The sequence below is a fragment of the Mycobacterium sp. JS623 genome (assembly GCF_000328565.1).
In the GTDB taxonomy this organism is placed as follows: domain Bacteria; phylum Actinomycetota; class Actinomycetes; order Mycobacteriales; family Mycobacteriaceae; genus Mycobacterium.
This window is the reverse complement of sequence record NC_019966.1, coordinates 1449077-1466341: the sequence shown is the minus strand read 5'-3', so window position 1 is coordinate 1466341 and position 17265 is coordinate 1449077. Positions and strand designations below refer to the sequence as shown.

Annotated in this window: 15 protein-coding genes and 1 tRNA gene; 8 read left to right on the top strand and 8 right to left on the bottom strand. The window is 66.7% G+C overall.

What is annotated here, in order from left to right:
* Positions 1–142: 142 nt before the first annotated feature.
* Positions 143–850, bottom strand: coding sequence for a CDP-alcohol phosphatidyltransferase family protein (locus MYCSM_RS07060; protein ID WP_041311466.1), 708 nt, complete (start codon positions 848–850; stop codon positions 143–145).
* A gap of 91 nt (positions 851–941) precedes the next feature.
* Here MYCSM_RS07060 and MYCSM_RS07055 point away from each other — a divergent pair, with 91 nt between their 5' ends.
* The 4 genes from MYCSM_RS07055 (at position 942) to MYCSM_RS07040 (ending at position 3792) form a co-directional block, all read left to right on the top strand.
* A complete protein-coding gene (locus MYCSM_RS07055; RefSeq protein ID WP_015305455.1) occupies positions 942–1922 on the top strand; it encodes a zinc-dependent alcohol dehydrogenase in 981 nt (326 codons plus the stop codon).
* Between the two features lie 5 nt (positions 1923–1927).
* Complete coding sequence (locus MYCSM_RS07050; RefSeq protein ID WP_015305454.1) at positions 1928–2326, top strand: 6-pyruvoyl trahydropterin synthase family protein; 399 nt, start codon at positions 1928–1930, stop codon at positions 2324–2326.
* Positions 2323–3357 (top strand): glycosyltransferase family 4 protein, encoded by a 1035-nt coding sequence (locus tag MYCSM_RS07045; RefSeq protein ID WP_015305453.1) that lies wholly within the window; start codon positions 2323–2325, stop codon positions 3355–3357. The genes MYCSM_RS07050 and MYCSM_RS07045 overlap by 4 nt, the downstream gene beginning before the upstream one ends.
* Before the next feature lie 216 nt (positions 3358–3573).
* Positions 3574–3792, top strand: coding sequence for a hypothetical protein (locus tag MYCSM_RS07040; RefSeq protein WP_157681289.1), 219 nt, complete (start codon positions 3574–3576; stop codon positions 3790–3792).
* A 30-nt stretch (positions 3793–3822) separates the two neighbouring features.
* Here the strand turns inward: MYCSM_RS07040 and MYCSM_RS07035 are convergent, their stop codons facing one another.
* Entirely contained in the window at positions 3823–4647 is an 825-nt protein-coding gene (locus MYCSM_RS07035; protein WP_015305451.1) for a class I SAM-dependent methyltransferase, read from the bottom strand.
* A gap of 85 nt (positions 4648–4732) precedes the next feature.
* Between MYCSM_RS07035 and MYCSM_RS07030 the strand changes: the two genes are divergently transcribed.
* On the top strand, positions 4733–5008 hold the full coding sequence (locus tag MYCSM_RS07030) for an ATP-binding protein (RefSeq protein ID WP_083906248.1): 276 nt from the start codon (positions 4733–4735) through the stop codon (positions 5006–5008).
* A gap of 1191 nt (positions 5009–6199) precedes the next feature.
* On the opposite strand, the gene MYCSM_RS07025 is transcribed toward MYCSM_RS07030, so the two are convergent.
* From MYCSM_RS07025 to MYCSM_RS07015, 3 genes are all read right to left on the bottom strand, one after another.
* Positions 6200–6276 (bottom strand) — tRNA-Met (locus tag MYCSM_RS07025).
* 128 nt (positions 6277–6404) lie between these two features.
* The gene (locus tag MYCSM_RS07020; RefSeq protein WP_083906247.1) at positions 6405–9416 is read right to left on the bottom strand and encodes a UPF0182 family protein; all 3012 of its coding nucleotides are present in this window, start codon (positions 9414–9416) and stop codon (positions 6405–6407) included.
* Between the two features lie 80 nt (positions 9417–9496).
* Positions 9497–10519, bottom strand: coding sequence for a YlbL family protein (locus MYCSM_RS07015; protein WP_015305449.1), 1023 nt, complete (start codon positions 10517–10519; stop codon positions 9497–9499).
* A 76-nt stretch (positions 10520–10595) separates the two neighbouring features.
* On the opposite strand from MYCSM_RS07015, the gene MYCSM_RS07010 reads away from it, so the two are divergent.
* Genes MYCSM_RS07010 through MYCSM_RS07000 form a run of 3 tightly spaced genes read left to right on the top strand, consistent with a single transcriptional unit; the run spans position 10596 to position 14246 of the window.
* Complete coding sequence (locus MYCSM_RS07010) at positions 10596–11987, top strand: zinc-dependent metalloprotease (protein WP_015305448.1); 1392 nt, start codon at positions 10596–10598, stop codon at positions 11985–11987.
* A 54-nt stretch (positions 11988–12041) separates the two neighbouring features.
* Positions 12042–12863, top strand: coding sequence for a hypothetical protein (locus tag MYCSM_RS07005; protein ID WP_015305447.1), 822 nt, complete (start codon positions 12042–12044; stop codon positions 12861–12863).
* Between the two features lie 9 nt (positions 12864–12872).
* A complete protein-coding gene (locus tag MYCSM_RS07000; protein ID WP_051073874.1) occupies positions 12873–14246 on the top strand; it encodes a macrolide-binding ATPase MABP-1 in 1374 nt (457 codons plus the stop codon).
* A 60-nt stretch (positions 14247–14306) separates the two neighbouring features.
* On the opposite strand, the gene MYCSM_RS06995 is transcribed toward MYCSM_RS07000, so the two are convergent.
* The 3 genes from MYCSM_RS06995 to MYCSM_RS06990 form a co-directional block, all read right to left on the bottom strand.
* Entirely contained in the window at positions 14307–14621 is a 315-nt protein-coding gene (locus tag MYCSM_RS06995) for a WhiB family transcriptional regulator (protein ID WP_051073873.1), read from the bottom strand.
* Between the two features lie 155 nt (positions 14622–14776).
* Positions 14777–14992 carry a hypothetical protein gene (locus tag MYCSM_RS37035; protein ID WP_015305444.1) on the bottom strand — a complete coding sequence of 72 codons (216 nt, stop codon included), beginning with the start codon at positions 14990–14992 and terminating at the stop codon, positions 14777–14779.
* A gap of 135 nt (positions 14993–15127) precedes the next feature.
* Positions 15128–17233, bottom strand: a complete 2106-nt coding sequence (locus MYCSM_RS06990) for an ATP-dependent DNA helicase UvrD2 (RefSeq protein WP_198345007.1) — start codon at positions 17231–17233, stop codon at positions 15128–15130.
* Positions 17234–17265 lie beyond the last annotated feature (32 nt).

Here is a 17265-nt window from a genome sequence, read left to right as displayed (position 1 = left end):
TTCGTACACTTGGGAACTGGTCGGGCACGGCCAGCCGCGGCGATGTCGTGACGCGGTGATGGGTTCCGCGCGCTCAGTGATTCGCCGAGCGCCAAGAACGCCGTTCGGTCGCGACGCGGCGCCGCGATCGCGCCGCCGGATTTCAGAGGGATGCTTTGAGACCGAGAGCCCCCCAGACGCTGCGGCCGAACGACTCAACCAGCAGGCCCAGCGCGACAAGGAGCATCGCGGTGGTCAGGGCATCGGGCAGGATGTCGGCCGCCGCAACGGTCAGCATGACGCCCACGATTGCGGCAACCACCCTTTCCCACTGCCGGGGCCGCAGCGGACCGCGCAGCCACGGCAGCGCCCAACCGGCGGCCACGAACACATACCGGGCCAGACCCATCGCAAGCACCCACCAGCCCGACTCACGTGCGACGTACACGCTCAGGACCATGATCAGGAACGCGTCGACCTCCATGTCGAAGCGCGCCCCGAACGCCGAGGTGGTTTCGGTACGCCGAGCTACCCGGCCGTCGACACCGTCGAGCACCAGCGCCACCGTCGAGAGCGCGACGAGGATCGCGGCAGGTGCCTGGCGCCCGAACGAGTCCACGGTGAGCGCCGCGACCCCACAGGCGAGCACGGCGCGAGCCAGCGTCACCCTGTCGGCCGGCCCCAGTCTGACCAGGCCGTGACGCGTCAGCGCGCGAGCAAGCAGGGCGGCAAGGCCGACTCCGCAGGCGACACCGGCCAACCAGCCCGACGCGTCGAGGCCGGTGGTCGCCGCGAGGACACCAAGCAGCGCGAGCACGCAGACGAAACCGGTGAGCGGGCCGGTCGGGACCCAGCTGCGCACGCGACCCATCCGACGCACCGTGCCTCCGTATCTCAGGGGTACGAACAGTCATACGGTAAGGCGACGCCTCGATTCATCCGGGCGGAACAGGAGGGGACGGGTGCCGACGAAAGCGCGCGCGTTCTGGATCCGCGAACCCGGCCGGGGCGAGATTCGCGCCGTCGCTCTGCCGGAGCCGGGTCCAGGCGAGGTGCTGGTGCGCACCCTGCGGTCCGGGGTGAGCCGGGGCACCGAGGGGCTGGTGTTCCGTGGCGGAGTCCCGCAGAGCCAGTACGACGTGATGCGGGCACCGTTTCAGGAGGGCGACTTCCCCGGCCCGGTGAAGTACGGCTACCTCAACGTCGGCGTCGTCGACCGCGGTCCCGACGAGCTCCGGGGGCGCACCGTCTTCTGTCTCTTCCCCCACCAGACGGCGTACGTCGTGCCGGCCGACGCCGTGACAGTGGTCCCCGATGACGTCCCGCCCGAGCGTGCCGTCCTCGCCGGCACGGTGGAGACTGCGGTCAACGCCCTGTGGGACGCCGCGCCGCTGGTCGGCGATCGGATCACGGTCGTCGGCGCCGGCATGGTCGGGTGCTGCATCGCCCGGCTCGTCGGTGGCGTGCCGGGAACGCAGGTGACGCTCGTCGACGTGGACGACACGCGCGCGCACATCGCGGCCTCCCTCGGAGTCGACTTCGCGCTGCCCGAGGATGCCGTCGGCGGTCAGGACCTGGTGTTCCACGCCAGCGCGACGTCAGCCGGGCTGCAGCTCTCCATGGCGCTGCTCGCCGCGGACCAGACGGTGGTCGACGTCAGCTGGTACGGCGACCAGTCGGTCCAGCTGTCCCTCGGTGGCGCCTTCCACTCCGGACGCCTCGGCATCCGGGCCAGCCAGGTCGGCGACGTCGCGGTGGCCCGGCGCGGACGTCGTACCACCGCTGAGCGGCGCGCGCTCGCGCTAGACCTGCTCCAGGATCCGGCCTTCGACGCGCTGCTCACTGGAGCATCGACGTTCGACGAGCTGCCCGAGGTGATGGCCCGACTGTCCGACGGCCGGCTCCCCGCGGTCTGCCACACGCTGACCTACGACGAAGGGTAGGACCGATGTTCAGCGTCACCGTCCGCGACCACGTGATGATCGCGCACAGCCTCCGCGGCGAGGTGTTCGGTCTCGCGCAGCGCCTGCACGGAGCGACGTACATCGTGGACGCGACCTTCTCCCGGGTCGAGCTCGACTCCGACGACATCGTGGTGGATATCGGCGCGGCCACCGAGGCGCTGCGGGGCGTCCTGGCGGACCTCAACTACCGCAACCTCGACGAGGTGCCGGAGCTCGCGGGCCGCAACACAACCACCGAGGTCCTCGCGAGGCTGATCGCGGACCGGCTCGCCGACCGTGTCGAGAGCGGCGGGCTCGGGGACTCCGCGAGTGGGCTGGCCCGGATCGGGGTGACCCTGCGCGAGTCACACATCGCTTGGGCGAGCTACGAAAGGTCGTTGTGAACGAGGTGCATGTCGTGGTCCCGTGCGGGATCGACGACCCGCGGCGGCCGAGCGGCGGCAACGTGTACGACCGCCGGGTCTGTCGCGGGCTTGCTGCGCTTGGTTGGTCGGTCCACGAGCACACCGTGCCCGGCCAGTGGCCCCGGCCCGACGCGTCGGCCCGGGCGGCCGTTGCTGCGGCGCTGGCCCAAATGCCTTCTGGCTCACTGGTTCTCGTCGACGGCCTGGTTGCGTCGGTGGCGCCCGAGGTGCTGGAGCCGGAAGCAGGCCGGCTGCGCCTCGTCGTGCTCTTGCACATGCCGCGGGCCGAGCCGCGCGAGGCCGCAGCCCTGTCGGCCGCGTCCGCGATTGTGGCCACGAGCGAGTGGACCCGGCGGTGGCTGAGCGACCACTACGCGCTGCCCGGAACTCCCGTGTACGTCGTGCCGCCCGCCGTCGACGTAGCCGAAGTGGCGGCGGGTACCCCGTCTGGCGGGCGGCTGCTCTGCGTCGGAGGCGTCACCCCGCTCAAGGGCCACGACGTCCTGCTCGACGCATTGGCCACGGTCGACGACCCCGCCTGGCAGTGCGTCTGCGTCGGCGCGCTCGACCTCGACCCGGAGTTCGTCGCACGCCTGCGACGGCTGGCCAAGGACAGGGGTCTCGGTGATCGGGTGTGCTTCACTGGCCCGCTCACGGGCGACGAGCTCAACCGCGCGTACGCAGAGGCGGACGCCCTGGTGTTGGCCTCGCGCGCGGAGTCCTACGGCATGGTCGTCACCGAGGCGCTTGCCCGCGGTCTTCCGGTCATCGCCGGGGAGGTCGGTGGTGTACCTGAGGCTCTCGGCCTCGCAGCCGACGGCAGCCGGCCCGGCCTGTTGGTCCCGCCCGGCGACCCGCAGACTCTCGGGCAGACGTTGAGGTGGTGGCTCAGTGAACCCTGGGAGCGCGAGCGGCTCCGCGCGGCGGCCCGGTCCAGGCGACAGAGCCTCCCGGACTGGGCGCAGACCTCGCGCGACCTGTCGGCCGTGCTGTCCCAAGTCGCCGGGTGACCGGATGAACCCGCAGCGAGGTGATCCCCGTGAGACGGTCAGGGCAAACAAAGAGGCGATCGGAGGCGCCGCTATCAGCCGACGCATCTGGGCTTTAGCGCGCCTTGTTTCCCAAGGACTAAACGAGAACACGATGCACCCGAGCGCGGCGACGATCCGTACGCGGTCATGCTGCCGCCGCGGTTCGCTGACGGATTCGGCACCACCCGCGGGTCTATGCCTTCTACCTACTGGCTCGCTGAGGGCCGGGAGCCCTCGCCCTCGGCCTGGCCGGCGGCGGCCGTGTCTGCGGATCTGGAGGTCCCGCCGTTGGTCCGGATGCACGCCGCGTGCGTCACCGGCGACGGCCGCGGGAATGATCGGTCGACTGCGGGCCACAGCGGCGCGCACACGTTGGGCCTCCTGTGCGATGACGTGCTCGATGCCGTGGCGTAGGCCGCGAACTGCCCATCGACTTCCGAGCTGTCATCTCGGCCGCACCAGCAGATCCCGGTGGTGCACGGTGACAGACAGGTGGCCGGCGGATGCCTCGGCTAGGCGCCGCCTTGCGTACGCCGGAGCATGCGCCCGCAGCTCGGGTCGCTGCTCACATGCTGCGGCCAGCCAGCCGGTGAACCAGGCGGCCGCGAGAGCGGCGTGACCGGGGCCGAGCCGCCACGGGCTCGGGCGGACCAGGACTTCGCGGCCCAACCGGGTGAAGCCGTCGACCGCGGCGCCGACCGCGTCGGGACCGAGCAGCTTTCCGGCGCTTGTGGTGCGTCGCTGGTGGGCGTTGAACGCGTCAGTGACGCTTTGATCGAACGGCTCGGCCGGCGTCATCTCGACACGGCCTGTGACGCTGAGGGCGATCAGCACCGGACAATCCGCCCCAGCACAACTGGCGACGAGTCGTGCAAGCTCCTCGGCGGTCATCATGTCCAGCAACGCCGAGGCGGTGATGAGAGCTGCGCCCGCCAGCTCCACAAGCTCCATCCGGGTGATGTCGCGCCGACGAGTCTCCATCGTGACCGGCGTCCCGTCGGGGGCACTATCGGGCGGGTCTACGGCGGCAAGGGTGAGCAGCTCGTCGTCCCTGTCATACATCACCCAGTGTTGGGGTCCTGTAAGCCGCGCCGCGAGCCAGCGGGCCATCGACCCTGTGCCGCAACCGAGGTCGTGGATGGTCACCCCGCCGTGGGTCGGCAGGTACGACCGGACCTTCTCGACGAGCTCGGACGCACGGGCTGCCGCGTCGGCTGGCTCCCGCAGCCTCAGCCACCCGGAGCTGGCCCGGGCGGGTCCGGTCGTCATGTCGCCTCCGCCAACGCGTTACCCCTCATGAGCCGGTTACCTCGCCGCGCAGTGGACCAAACGCCAGCTACGCACTCAAACATCTGTGCGCAACGACACGCCCAACGTTCCTGACCGTCAAACAGCCTTTTTACAGTATTGCCCAGTGCCGCTGCACGCTTTCGACCGCTTCACCGGCGCCGACAGGACGCGCACCACCGGCAGCACCGGCCTCAGCGTGGCTGTCGTCGACACGCTGACCCACCGCAACCAGGGCACCGTCACCGCCCGCGACCACCCCGACCGCGGCGCCGAAGTCAGCATCCAGCTACCCGCGGCACCCTCGCCGCCGACGCGGGAAGAGCGGTTTTCACTTCGTTGAAAACTGGTGTGCCACATGGGCGTGTACTTGGGCAATGTCGAGTCAGGGCGAAAGCTCGAGTGTGAGAACCGGAACTGTGATGGTTGCTTTCATTTTGGCTCCATCAACAGGCGACAGACCGCGGCTGACGGAACACCAACTCGCGCAGCAGCGCGTTCTGACAAGAAGGATGACCCATGGAGCGGGAAACAGGGCGATAGGTCAATCCGGTTTCTCACCCTCGCTACTCGGCGGCAGCAGCGGCGGGACGTGACCGAAATGGTCGGCGGCCATCGCTGCTGCGAAGTACATGATCGCTAACGTCGCGCCGTACTGTGCGCCAACAAAATCGCCGTCGTCAGCGCATTCCAGCGCCTCCCGGCCAGCAGTCCGGGCTAGGGATCGAAATGAGGCCCCCCTGTGGCGATGTCCTGCTCCCACGGGTCGTCTGATGGTTGGTTGGTCATTCTCTGTCCCCGTCTCGGTGCTGAGCGTATTGAATTGCCTCATCGTCGGTGATCAGCCCGTAGCGGGCCAGCAGCTCGACCGGGTTGATGCCGAGATTTCGCGCCGCCGGGATGAGGCGGTCGGCGCGATCAGCTCACCCTTCTTTGCGAGGTCGTAAGTGGAGTGGGCTAACTCCAGAGCTTCGTAGATCTCGCCCTTTGGTCAGTGGCCGGTTGGCCAGGTAGGGCGTCGCGGGCGATGGGATCGGCATCGGGGTCGCAGTCATCGGCTCGGGGCTGGCGTTCTGGCAGGACTTCCCGCTCGAGTACGTGCTGGGTTGGGTTTGGGTGGGCCTTCTTTCAGTTGTTCGCCATGCGCCTAGGAACCTTCGGGAACGGGCGACTCAGAGAGAACTGACACTGACGGTTCGAGGCGTCCGGGCGGACACCGAGCTTCGCGTCCTTGAGGGGCGGGCACCGGTTCCGAACCTGACGAGGAGGTGCACACCGCGCTCGACCGAGCGCGGGCGAATGGATCAACTGCGGCTCCTTCACGAGCGTCGACAACACAAACGAGCCAGCCAGCTCGCTACGGCCGTCCAGCCTGACGTAGCAAATTGCTCTGTTGACTACAACTCGATTCTGCCCTTTCCTACCAGGCTGATTCGAGAGCATGCACGACGATCAGCAAAGGCCGATGTTCCCAAACACGTTCCCAACGGGCATGAAAATGGCCCCAGAGGTTCACCTCTGGGGCCATTTCCGCTGGTAGCGGGGACAGGATTCGAACCTGCGACCTCTGGGTTATGAGCCCAGCGAGCTACCGAGCTGCTCCACCCCGCGTCGGGTAAACGCAAGGTTACCGAAGGCGATGCCCCACTTCCAAATCGCCTGTTGCCGGGCTCGAGCGTGCGCAAATGTCCGCCCTACACGGTGTGTCGAGGGGCAGACACGCACGCTCGGCGTAGTCGTTACTTGGCGGATTGATACTTCTTCATCGCGTCGTCGAGCCTCTGCAGAGCGTCCCCGTACTGAGAGAAGTTGCCGCTCTGCTGGGCCTGTCGCACGTTGTCGAGCGCGGAGTTGACCTCTTGCAGCGCTGCGGCTTTGGCCGCCGACAACTGCACCGCGCTGGCATTCGGCGGCAGCGCGATGGGCGTCGGCACTTCGGGCGCCTGGCCCTGGCTTGGCGGCGGCGCGGCCTGCGGCTGACCGTCGGTGGGCGGCGGGGCGGCGGCCGGCTGCCCGTTCACCGGCCCGGCCGGCGCCGGACCCGTCGCCGTCGCGTCGGCACCCGGACCGAACAGCTCGGTCAGCGCGTCACGCACCGTCGGGCCGTACCCGACGCGGTCGTTGTACATCATCGCGACGCGGATCAACCGTGGATACGACGATGCCGCGTCACTGGCGCCCGGTGACGCGTACACCGGCTCCACGTACAGCAGACCGCCTTGGGCGACGGGCAGCGTCAGCAGATTGCCCCACCGGATCCTGTTCTGGTTGTCGCGGCCGATGACGCCGAGGTCCTGGCTGACCGCCGTGTCCGTCGTGATCGCGTTGTTGGCCAGCTTCGGGCCGTTGACCTGACCCGGGATGGTCAACACGGTGATCTTGCCGTACGTCAACGGGTCCGAGCTCGCGCTGATGTAGGCGGCCAGGAAGTCACGCTGGAACCGGTTCATCGCACTCGTCAGCTGGAACGACGCCGAACTGTCGTTGGACGCAAGGTCTTTGGCGACGATGTAGTACGGCGGCTGGAAGCTGCTCGCGGTCGGGTTGGGATCAAGCGGCACGTCCCAGAAATCCGAGTTGGAGAAGAACGTCACGGGATCGTTCACGTGATACTTCGCCAGCAGCTTGCGCTGCACCTTGAATAGGTCCTCTGGGTAGCGCAGGTGGTTCTGCAACTCGGGCGTGATGTCGCTCTTGGGCTTCACCGTGCCGGGGAACACCTTCATCCACGCTTGCAGCACAGGGTCTTTCTCGTCCTGCGCGTACAGAGTGACCGTGCCGTCGTAGGCGTCGACAGTGGCCTTCACCGAGTTGCGGATATAGGACACCTCTTTGTCGGGCGCCAGGCGGTTGAGCGCCACCTCGTTGGAGTCGAGGGTGGCCGACGACAACGACATCTCCTGCGAATACGGATAGTTGTCCAGCGTGGTGTAGCCGTCGACGATCCACACCATCCGCTTGTTCACGATCGCGGGGTAGACGCTGGTGTCGGTGTCCAGCCACGGCGCCACCGCCTTCACCCGCGCCGACGGGTCACGATTGAACAGGATCTTGCTGTCCGGTCCAATCGGGTTGGGGAACACCAGTTTTCGCTCGGAGAACTTCGCTGCGAACACCGCCCGGGCCAGCCAGTTGCCGATCGGCACTCCGCCCTTGCCGGAATAGGTGTAGTTCTTGGTTTCGGTGTTGGTCTCGTAGTCGTACTCGCGATCGTTGCCGCTCTTGCCGACGATCGCGTAATCATCCGGCGTGCTGGCGATGACGGGGCCGAAATAGACACGCGGCTGATCGAGCGGCGCGGGACCCGGTGAGATCACGCTGCCGTTGGCCCCGACCACGCTGGCCAGGAACTCGGGATAGCCGCCGTTCTGGTTGGGGTCGTTGGCGATTCCGCGCACAGTGTTTGCGGGCGAGGCGATGAACCCGTTGCCGTGGGTGTAGACGAAATGCCGGTTGATCCAGTCGCGCTGGTTGTCGATCAGCCGGTCGGGGTTGAGTTCTCGCGCGGCGACCACATAGTCCCGCAGGTTTCCGTCGGGCCCGTTGTAGCGGTCAATGGAGAGCTGGTCGGGGAAGGTGTAGAAGTTCTTGCCCTGCTGGAACTGCGTGAACGCCGGGCTGACGATGGTCGGATCGAGCAACCGGATATTCGACGTCGTCGCGCGGTCGGCAGCCACCTGCTGTGCGGTCGCCGGCGCATTGCCGCTGTAGTCCCGGGTCGTGACGATGTCGGCCGTCAGCCCGTACGCCTGCCTGGTGGCCGTGATACTTCGGCTGATGTACTCGCTTTCCTTCTGCGCCGCATTGGGTTTCACGTTGATCTGTTCGACGACCAACGGCCAGCCGGCACCCACGATCAGCGAGCTCAGCAGCAGCAGCACCACGCCGATCGCCGGAATGCGCAAGTCCCGCAACACGATTGCAGAGAACACCGCCACCGCGCAGATCACTGCGATCGCCATCAGAATCAGCTTGGCCGGCAGCACCGCATTGATGTCGGTGTAGCCGGCGCCGGTGAACGGCTTGCCCGATCGAGTGTGGCTCAGCAGCGAGTAGCGGTCGAACCAGTACGCGACGGCCTTGAGCAGCATCAACAGGCCCACCAGCGAGATCAGCTGAATGCGCGCCGAGCGGCTCAGCGCCCCGGTTCGGCCGGACAGCCGGATGCCGCCAAAGAGGTAATGGGTCACCAGGTTGGCAATGAACGCGATGAACGTCGCACCGAACAGGTAGCCCAGCAGCAGCCGGTAGAACGGCAGATCGAACGCGTAGAACCCGAGGTCCTTGCCGAACTGCGGGTCAGCGACTCCGAAGCTGCCGCCGTGCAGGAACAGCTGGACGCGATCCCAGTACGTCTGCACAAGGAAGCCCGTGAAGACACCGACGACGATCGGCACACCGATACCGATCAGCCGCAGCCGGGTCATCACCGCGGTGCGATAGCGGGCCACGGGGTCGTTGGGCCCGCTAGTTGGGACGAACACCGGCCGGGTGCGATACGCGATGGCCAGCGCACCGAACACGACGGCGCCCATCACCACGCCTCCCACCAGACCGACGACGATTCTGGTGAGAATCTGGGTGGTGAACACCGAGCGATAGCCCAGCTCCCCGAACCACAGCCAGTCCACGTAGGCGTCGATCATGCGCGGCCCGAAGAGCAACAGCAGCACGACGGCCAGCGCGACCGCGATCAGAATCCGGCTACGTCGTGTCAGCTTCGGCATTCGTGCCGCGGGCCGCATACCCACTCGTCAACTCCAGTCTTGGGTTCTCAAACGTCGACCGACGATGTGGTCCCAACTCTACGCATTCGCCGTCCGGCGACTTCTCAGCAGCGGGGAGGTTCGCCACCAGCAGAAATCGAGTGCAGCGCGTCGACCGCCTGGGTCAGGCTGTCGACCTTGACCAGCTCCAGACCATCCTCGTGCGCCGATTTTGCCTCGTCACAGTTGTCGGCGGGCACCAGGAACACGGTGGCGCCCGCTTCACGCGCGGCCATCATCTTGTGCGTGATGCCGCCGATGGAGCCGACCTTGCCGTCGCTGTCGATGGTTCCGGTGCCTGCGACGAACTTCCCGTCGTTGAGGTCGCCGGTGGTGAGCTTGTCGACGACCGCAAGCGAGAACATCAGCCCGGCCGACGGCCCACCGATGTTGGCGAGGTTGAAATCGATGGAGAACGGCGCCCACGGCGCGTCCAGCACACCGACGCCGAGGTATCCGTAGTCGCGGTCTTTGTTGGAGCCGAGAGTGATCGTGGCGACGCCGGCAGGCGCATTCTTGCGGCGATAGTCCAGGACGATGGTGTCGCCGGGCTTGGTGGCCTTCAGTAACGCCGTGAACTGCTCGAGGTTGGCCACCGGCTTGTTGTTGAACCCGTCGATGGCGTCACCGCGCTGCAGCTTGCCGACCGACGGGCCAGGGTCGCTGACGTTGGCCACCGTCACCGCGGACGGGTACTTCAGATAGCTCAACGCGGCGTACTCGGCGCTGTCCTCGGACCGCTTGAAGTCGGTGTTGTTGGCTTGATCGATCTCGTCCTTCGACTTGTCCGGCGGGTAGACCAGATCGCGCGGCACCAGCTGCTCGCGACCCGACATCCAGAACGTCAGCGCCTCCCCCAGCGTCAGATCGTCGCGCTGACTCACCGTGGTCATGTTCAGATGCCCCGACGTCTTGTGCACGTCGGTGCCCTTGATGTCGACGACCTGTTTACCCTCGACCTCGCCGAGGGTGTCGAACGTCGGCCCCGGCCCGAGCGAGACGAAGGGCACCGTCACCACCCACGCCAGCAGCCCAAACGCCAGCATTGGCACCAAGGCGACCAGCAGCGTAGAAATCCGCCTGTTCACGGCGACCAATCTACGGTTCGCTCTCGGCGTGACCTGCCGAGCCACGCGAACCGGAGCTGGTGAGTACCGTTGAGGCATGGCTGACCTGCCTTTCGGCTTCTCGTCCGGGGATGACTCGGATCCCGATAAGCGCAAGAAGGACCCCGATTCGGGCTCCGATGGGATCGGCGGCTCGGCCGCCGGTGATCCGTTCGGTTTGGGCGGGTCCGAATTCGACATGTCTCAACTCGGGCAGATCTTCAGCAGGCTCGGCGAAATGTTCAGCGGCGCCGGAAACGTGATGACGGGCGGCAAGCAGTCCGGCCCGGTGAATTACGACCTGGCCCGGCAACTGGCGTCGAACTCGATCGGCTTCGTGGCACCGGTGCCCGAGAAGACCAGCGCCGCGATCGCCGACGCTGTGCACCTGGCCGAGACGTGGCTGGACGGAGCGACCGCCCTGCCCGCAGGCACCACCAAGGCCGTCGCATGGACCCCCAACGACTGGATCGACAACACGCTGGAGACGTGGAAGCGACTGTGCGACCCGGTCGCCGAGCAGATTTCGACGGTGTGGGCCTCGGCGCTGCCCGAGGAAGCCAAGAGCATGGCCGGCCCGCTGCTGGCCATGATGTCGCAAATGGGCGGAATGGCGTTCGGCTCGCAGCTCGGCCAGGCGCTGGGCAGGCTCTCACGAGAAGTGTTGACCTCCACCGACATTGGGCTGCCCTTGGGTCCCAAGGGGGTCGCCGCGCTGATGCCGGAGGCCGTCGAGTCGTTGGCAGAGGGCCTCGAGCAGCCGCGCAGCGAGATCCTCACCTTCCTGGCTGCGCGTGAGGCCGCGCATCACCGGTTGTTCAGCCACGTGCCGTGGTTGGCCAGTCAGCTGCTCAACGCTGTCGAGGCGTTCGCCAAGGGCATGAAGATCGACATGAGCGGCATCGAGGATTTCGCGCAAGGCTTCAACCCCGCGTCGCTGACCGATCCCTCGCAGATGGAACAGCTGCTGAGCCAAGGCATGTTCGAACCGAAGGCAACGCCGGAGCAGACCGCGGCGCTGGAGCGGCTCGAGACGCTGCTGGCGCTGATCGAAGGCTGGGTGCAGACCGTCGTCGCCGATGCACTCGGTGACCGGATTCCCGGTACGTCGGCGCTTTCGGAAACGCTGCGCAGGCGTCGCGCCACCGGCGGCCCTGCCGAGCAGACGTTCGCGACGCTGGTCGGGTTGGAATTGCGGCCGCGCAAGCTGCGTGAGGCGGCCGTGCTGTGGGAGCGACTGACGCAGGCCGTCGGCTCCGACGCCCGCGACGCTGTCTGGCAGCACCCCGACCTGTTGCCCAGCGCCGAGGATCTCGACGAGCCCGCCGCTTTCATCGACCGGATGATCGGCGGCGACACCAGTGGCATCGACGACGCCATCGATCAGGCGATCGCCGATATGCAGAAGGATTCCGACAACGGCGACAAGGGCGACGACGCCAAGCAGTAACGCCGCCTGTGGATAACCGGCGGGGCTGTCGCCGCGGCGTGGCAGAGTCGGCGCATGGCGCGCTACACGCTCAATCCCGCGATGCCAGTTCTGTTGCGTCCCGACGGTGTTGTGCAGGTGGGCTGGGATCCGCGGCGCGCGGTGCTGGTGCGGCCGCCAGCCGGGCTGGAGCCGGGTGCCCTGGCCGACCTGCTTCGAACCCTGCAGTCCGGCGCGACGCTGCCAGAGCTTCACGCGCGCTTCGATGTGGATGCGGGTGAACTCGTCGCGTCGCTGATGGACGCCGGGGTGGTGACAGCCGCGATGCGCAGGCGGACGCGGTGCGCGTCGATCCGTATCCATGGCCGTGGTCCGCTATCAGACGTCCTGGCCAGTGCGTTGCGGTGCTCGGGGGCTCGGGTGACGCGGTCGCGCGTCACGCAGGCGCCGCCGCCCGATAAGACGGATCTTGTTGTGCTGTCGGACTTTCTGATGACTGATCCGCGAGTCGTCCGCGATCTGCACACCGTCGGCGTCGCGCATCTGCCGGTGCGACTGCGCGACGGCGCGGGCTTGGTTGGCCCGCTTGTGATTCCAGGGGTGACAAGTTGTTTGGATTGCGCCGATCTACATCGCAGCGACCGCGACGAGGCATGGCCTGCCGTCGCTTCGCAGCTGCGCAACGCAGTCGGCAGTGCCGACCGGGCCACAGTGCTGGCGACGGCTGCGTTGGCGCTCAACCAGATCGACCGGGTGATCCGGGCGGTGCGCGCGGGCTCCGACGTCGGGACATCAGCCGAGCCCCCGCCTGTCCTGGACACCACGCTGGAGTTCGACGTCAACGCCGGCGCGATCATGGCGCGCAGGTGGACACGGCACCCCCAGTGCTGGTGCTGAAAACGTTTGTTGCCAACTCGTTGCAGGGCACTCAGAAACGTCAGGGATGATGGTTTGGTGACAGACATCAAACGGGGTCGGGCCGCGCGCAACGCCAAGCTGGCGAGCTTGCCTGTTGGCATGGCAGGCCGGGCCGCGTTGGGCTTCGGAAAACGGCTGACCGGCACGTCTAAGGACGAGGTCAACGCCGAGTTGATGGACAAGGCCGCCCAGCAGTTGTTCACCGTGCTCGGTGAGCTCAAGGGCGGGGCGATGAAGGTCGGGCAAGCCCTGTCGGTCATGGAGGCCGCGATCCCCGAGCAGTACGGCAAGCCCTACCGCGAGGCGCTGACCAAGCTGCAACGCGAGGCGCCGCCGCTGCCCGCGGCCAAGGTGCACCGCGTGCTGGACGCGCAGTTGGGCACCAAGTGGCGCGAGCGATTTGCCTCGTTCGACGACACACCGGTGGCTTCGGCCAGCATCGGCCAGGTGCACAAGGCGGTGTGGTCGGACGGCCGCGAGGTCGCGGTGAAGATTCAGTACCCAGGCGCCGACGAGGCGCTGCGCGCCGACCTGAAGACCATGAAGCGCATGGTCAGTGTGTTCAAGCAGCTCTCCCCCGGCGCCGATGTGCAGGGTGTGGTCGACGAGTTGATCGAGCGCACCGAGATGGAATTGGACTACCGGCTGGAAGCCGAAAACCAGCGTGCGTTCGCCAAAGCCTATGAGGGACATCCGCATTTCGTCGTGCCGCACATTGTCGCCAGCGCGCCGAAGGTCGTGATCCAGGAGTGGATTGAAGGCATTCCGTTGTCGGTGATCATCCGCGAAGGGACTACCGAGCAGCGAGATCTCATGGGCACCAGGCTTTTTGAGCTGACCTACGATGCACCGCGCCGTCTCGAGATGATGCATGGCGACGCGCATCCCGGGAACTTCATGCTGTTGCCCGGCGACAAGATGGGCGTGATCGACTTCGGCGCGGTCGCTCCGCTGCCCGGCGGCATTCCGGTCGAAATCGGTCTGTCGACGCGTTATGCGCTCAACGACGACTACGAAAACCTGCTGGCGACCATGCAACAGATCGGCTTCGTCCAGAAGGGCGAGCAGGTGTCCAAGCGCGAGATGGACGAAATGATGCGGCAGTACGTGGAACCGCTCGAGGTCGAGGAGTTTCACTACACGCGTAAGTGGCTGCAGAAGATCACCGCCATGAACATGAAGCCGGACCGCGCCGCGGGCCAGATCAAGGCCGCCCGGCAGATGGATCTCCCGGCGAAGTTGGCGATTCCGCTGCGGGTGATCGCTTCCAACGTGGCGATCGCTTGTCAGCTCGATGCGCACATTCCGGTTAGAAGGCTTGCCACCGAACTCATCCCTGGCTTCGCCGAAGAAGCGGCCTGAGTCCGCGAGACATTGTCGCTCAAGTTAATTGACGCCTGAAACGGGAAAACCCGGCAGCGCTTAGGCGGCTGCCGGGCTTTCCACTGTGTTCTTGCGTGGCCGTCCACGCGGGCGCTTACGCGCAATGATCGTGCCGCGCTCGAGGATCTCGCCACCCCAAACGCCCCACGGCTCCTGGCGTTCCAGCGCCGCATCCAGGCACTCGCGGCGGATCGGGCAATCCGCGCACAGCGCCTTGGCGCGCTCGAGGTCAAGCGGGTTCTCTGCGAACCACAAATCGGGGTTACCGACATGACATGGCACCGACAGCATCGGTCTTTCACCGCATGTCTCTGATTCGAAGCTCTTCGCGCGAGCGCTCATCGCCGTCGACATGACTGCACCTTCCTGGTCGTTGGTTTCGTCGGCCATCTGTCTTCTGATGGATCCTTGACCAGGTCTTTCGGTAGTCCGGAATGGCTTCCCAAAAAATTAGGCCACGGATCCTTGACTGCGGGTCCGTGGCCTTTCGGCTTCGTTCGAGGCTCTACCTAGGTGGTGCCTCGATCCACGGACTGTCCAGTCGCGGTAGCGTTGCGACGCTTGCGCTGCGGCGAAATGGCGGCCGCGGCACCCGCACCTGGGTACGCCCAGAAAGCGGGGTGCGGCGTGGCAGCGGCAGCAGCCTCGGCGACGTGAAGGGTGCGCGACATGCCGGCAGCCATAACGTCGACGCCTACGCCGGTTAACGCTTTATTGCTCAACATGATCCGGGCACCCTCCTTTCGACTCGCGGTGTGATCTTGAGGCTAACGGTATCAGCTTCCGCAGACAATCAATTTTTGACCAGCGGTTTTGGCACGATTTTTACGACGATTGGCCGTCTCTGAGATGTCGCCGATCTAGCGGCTCCGGCCTTTCACCATCGCCAGCACGTCCGGGCCGTACTGCTCGAGCTTGCGCGCGCCGATGCCGGGGATCGCGACCAGCCCCGCATCGTCGGTTGGCAGCGTCTCGGCGATGGCGATCAGCGTGTTGTCGGTGAACACCACATAGGCAGGCACGCTCATCTCCTTCGAGGTGCGCAGCCGCCAATCCTTCAGCTGGGCGAGGAGCTCCTCGTCGATGTCGGACGGGCAGGATTCGCAGCGCCGCAGCATGATCGCCGGCGGTGTCGTCAGCGCGCCGTTGCAGACCCGACAGCGTGGTGTGGCACCGCGCGGGCGGCGCGCTCGGTTCGGGGTGGCGTCACTGGGCGACTGCGGGGCGATGCCGTTGAGGAACCGCGACGAACGTCGACTCTGCCGACCGCCCGGCGCCCTGGCCAACGCCCAACTGAGCGCCAAATGCGTTCTGGCCCTTGTGATTCCGACATAAAGTAACCGGCGTTCCTCTTCGACCGGTTCGCTGTCGGGGCCGTGCGCGAGCGCGTGCGAGATGGGCAAAGTGTTGTCGGCAAGCCCAACGAGGAACACCGCATCCCACTCCAGGCCCTTCGCGGCGTGCAGCGACGCCAGCGTGACGCCCTGCACTGTGGGTGGGTGGCGTGCGTCGGCGCGCTGACGCAGTTCGGCCAGCAGTGAGCGAAGGTCCAACGCCGGCCGCAGCGCCACCTCTTCGTCGACGAGTTCGGCAAGCCCGGCGAGCGCCTCCCACCGCTCGCGGGCTCGGGTGCCCGCCGGCGGTTCGGCGGTCAGACCCAGCGGTTCGAGGACGGCGCGCACGATGTCGGGAAGTGCGCCTTCGACGTCTCGTTCGGCCGCGCGCTGCAGCGCCAGCAGCGCCTGGCGGATCTCTTGGCGGCTGAAGAACCCTTCGCCGCCGCGAACCTGGAATGGGACGCCGGCCTCGGTCAGCGCCTCCTCGTAGACCTCGGACTGCGCGTTGATGCGATACAGCACAGCGATTTCGGCGGCCGCGGTGCCCGATTCGATCAGGTTCTTGATCTTCTTGGCCACTGCGTTGGCCTCGGCGACCTCGTCGGGATGCTCGTTGAAGGTCGGGTTGGGTCCAGGGTCGCGCTGGCCGACGAGGTGCAGCTTGCTGCCCGCCATCCGGCCGCGGGCGGCGGCGATGACCCGATTGGCCAGCGACACCACCTGCGGAGTGGACCTGTAGTCACGTTCAAGCCGAACCACCGCGGCGTCGGGAAAGCGCCGTGAGAAGTCGAGTAGATAACGCGGGGTGGCGCCGGTGAACGAGTAGATGGTCTGGTTCGCGTCGCCGACGACGGTGAGGTCGTCGCGGTTGCCGAGCCAGGCGTCGAGCACACGCTGCTGCAGCGGCGTGACGTCCTGGTATTCGTCGACGACAAAGCAGCGGTAGCGGTCGCGGAATTCCTGTGCGACGGCGTCATCGTTTTCGATCGCGGCGGCGGTATGCAGCAGCAGGTCATCGAAATCCAGCAGCGCCATGCCGTCGTGGCGGGCCTTGAGCTTTTCGTATCCGGCGTAGACGGCGGCGATCTTCGCGGCATCGAACGGAATGTCGCGGCCGACCTGCGCAACGGCGGCGCCATAGCCCTCGGGACTAATCAAAGATGCCTTGGCCCATTCGATTTCGCCCGCGAGGTCACGCACGTCATCGGTGCTGGTCGACATCCCCGCCCGGTTGGCAGCCTGCGCGACGACCGAGAACTTCGTGTCGAGCAGCTGCCACCCGGTGTCGCCGACGACGCGCGGCCAGAAGTACGACAGCTGGCGGCGCGCGGCGGCGTGAAACGTCATTGCCTGCACCGAACCCGTGCCCGCACCGTCGTCGAGGGCACGCAACCGGCCGCGCATCTCGCCTGCAGCGCGCGACGTGAACGTCACCGCCAACACCTGCTGGGGTGCGACGTGTCCCGCCGCCACGAGGTGGGCGATGCGGCGGGTGATGGTGCGGGTCTTGCCGGTGCCTGCACCGGCCAGCACGCAGACCGGACCGCGCGGGGCGAGGACTGCTTCGCGCTGTTCGTCGTCGAGGTCAGCGAGGAGTTCGTCACGCGAACTGGGTGCCTCGACCGACATGCGGTCCATCTTGGCAGGGGGCTGTGACATAT

Excerpts from the sequence above, each read along its gene's own strand:
- MYCSM_RS07060 (WP_041311466.1), bottom strand. The coding sequence starts at position 850 with ATGGGTCGCGTGCGCAGCTGGGTCCCGACCGGCCCGCTCACCGGTTTC.
- MYCSM_RS07050 (WP_015305454.1), top strand. The coding sequence starts at position 1,928 with ATGTTCAGCGTCACCGTCCGCGACCACGTGATGATCGCGCACAGCCTC.
- MYCSM_RS07040 (WP_157681289.1), top strand. The coding sequence starts at position 3,574 with ATGCCTTCTACCTACTGGCTCGCTGAGGGCCGGGAGCCCTCGCCCTCG.
- MYCSM_RS07035 (WP_015305451.1), bottom strand. The coding sequence starts at position 4,647 with ATGACGACCGGACCCGCCCGGGCCAGCTCCGGGTGGCTGAGGCTGCGG.
- MYCSM_RS07010 (WP_015305448.1), top strand. The coding sequence starts at position 10,596 with ATGGCTGACCTGCCTTTCGGCTTCTCGTCCGGGGATGACTCGGATCCC.
- MYCSM_RS07005 (WP_015305447.1), top strand. The coding sequence starts at position 12,042 with ATGGCGCGCTACACGCTCAATCCCGCGATGCCAGTTCTGTTGCGTCCC.
- MYCSM_RS06995 (WP_051073873.1), bottom strand. The coding sequence starts at position 14,621 with ATGTCGACGGCGATGAGCGCTCGCGCGAAGAGCTTCGAATCAGAGACA.
- MYCSM_RS37035 (WP_015305444.1), bottom strand. The coding sequence starts at position 14,992 with ATGTTGAGCAATAAAGCGTTAACCGGCGTAGGCGTCGACGTTATGGCT.
- MYCSM_RS06990 (WP_198345007.1), bottom strand. The coding sequence starts at position 17,233 with ATGTCGGTCGAGGCACCCAGTTCGCGTGACGAACTCCTCGCTGACCTC.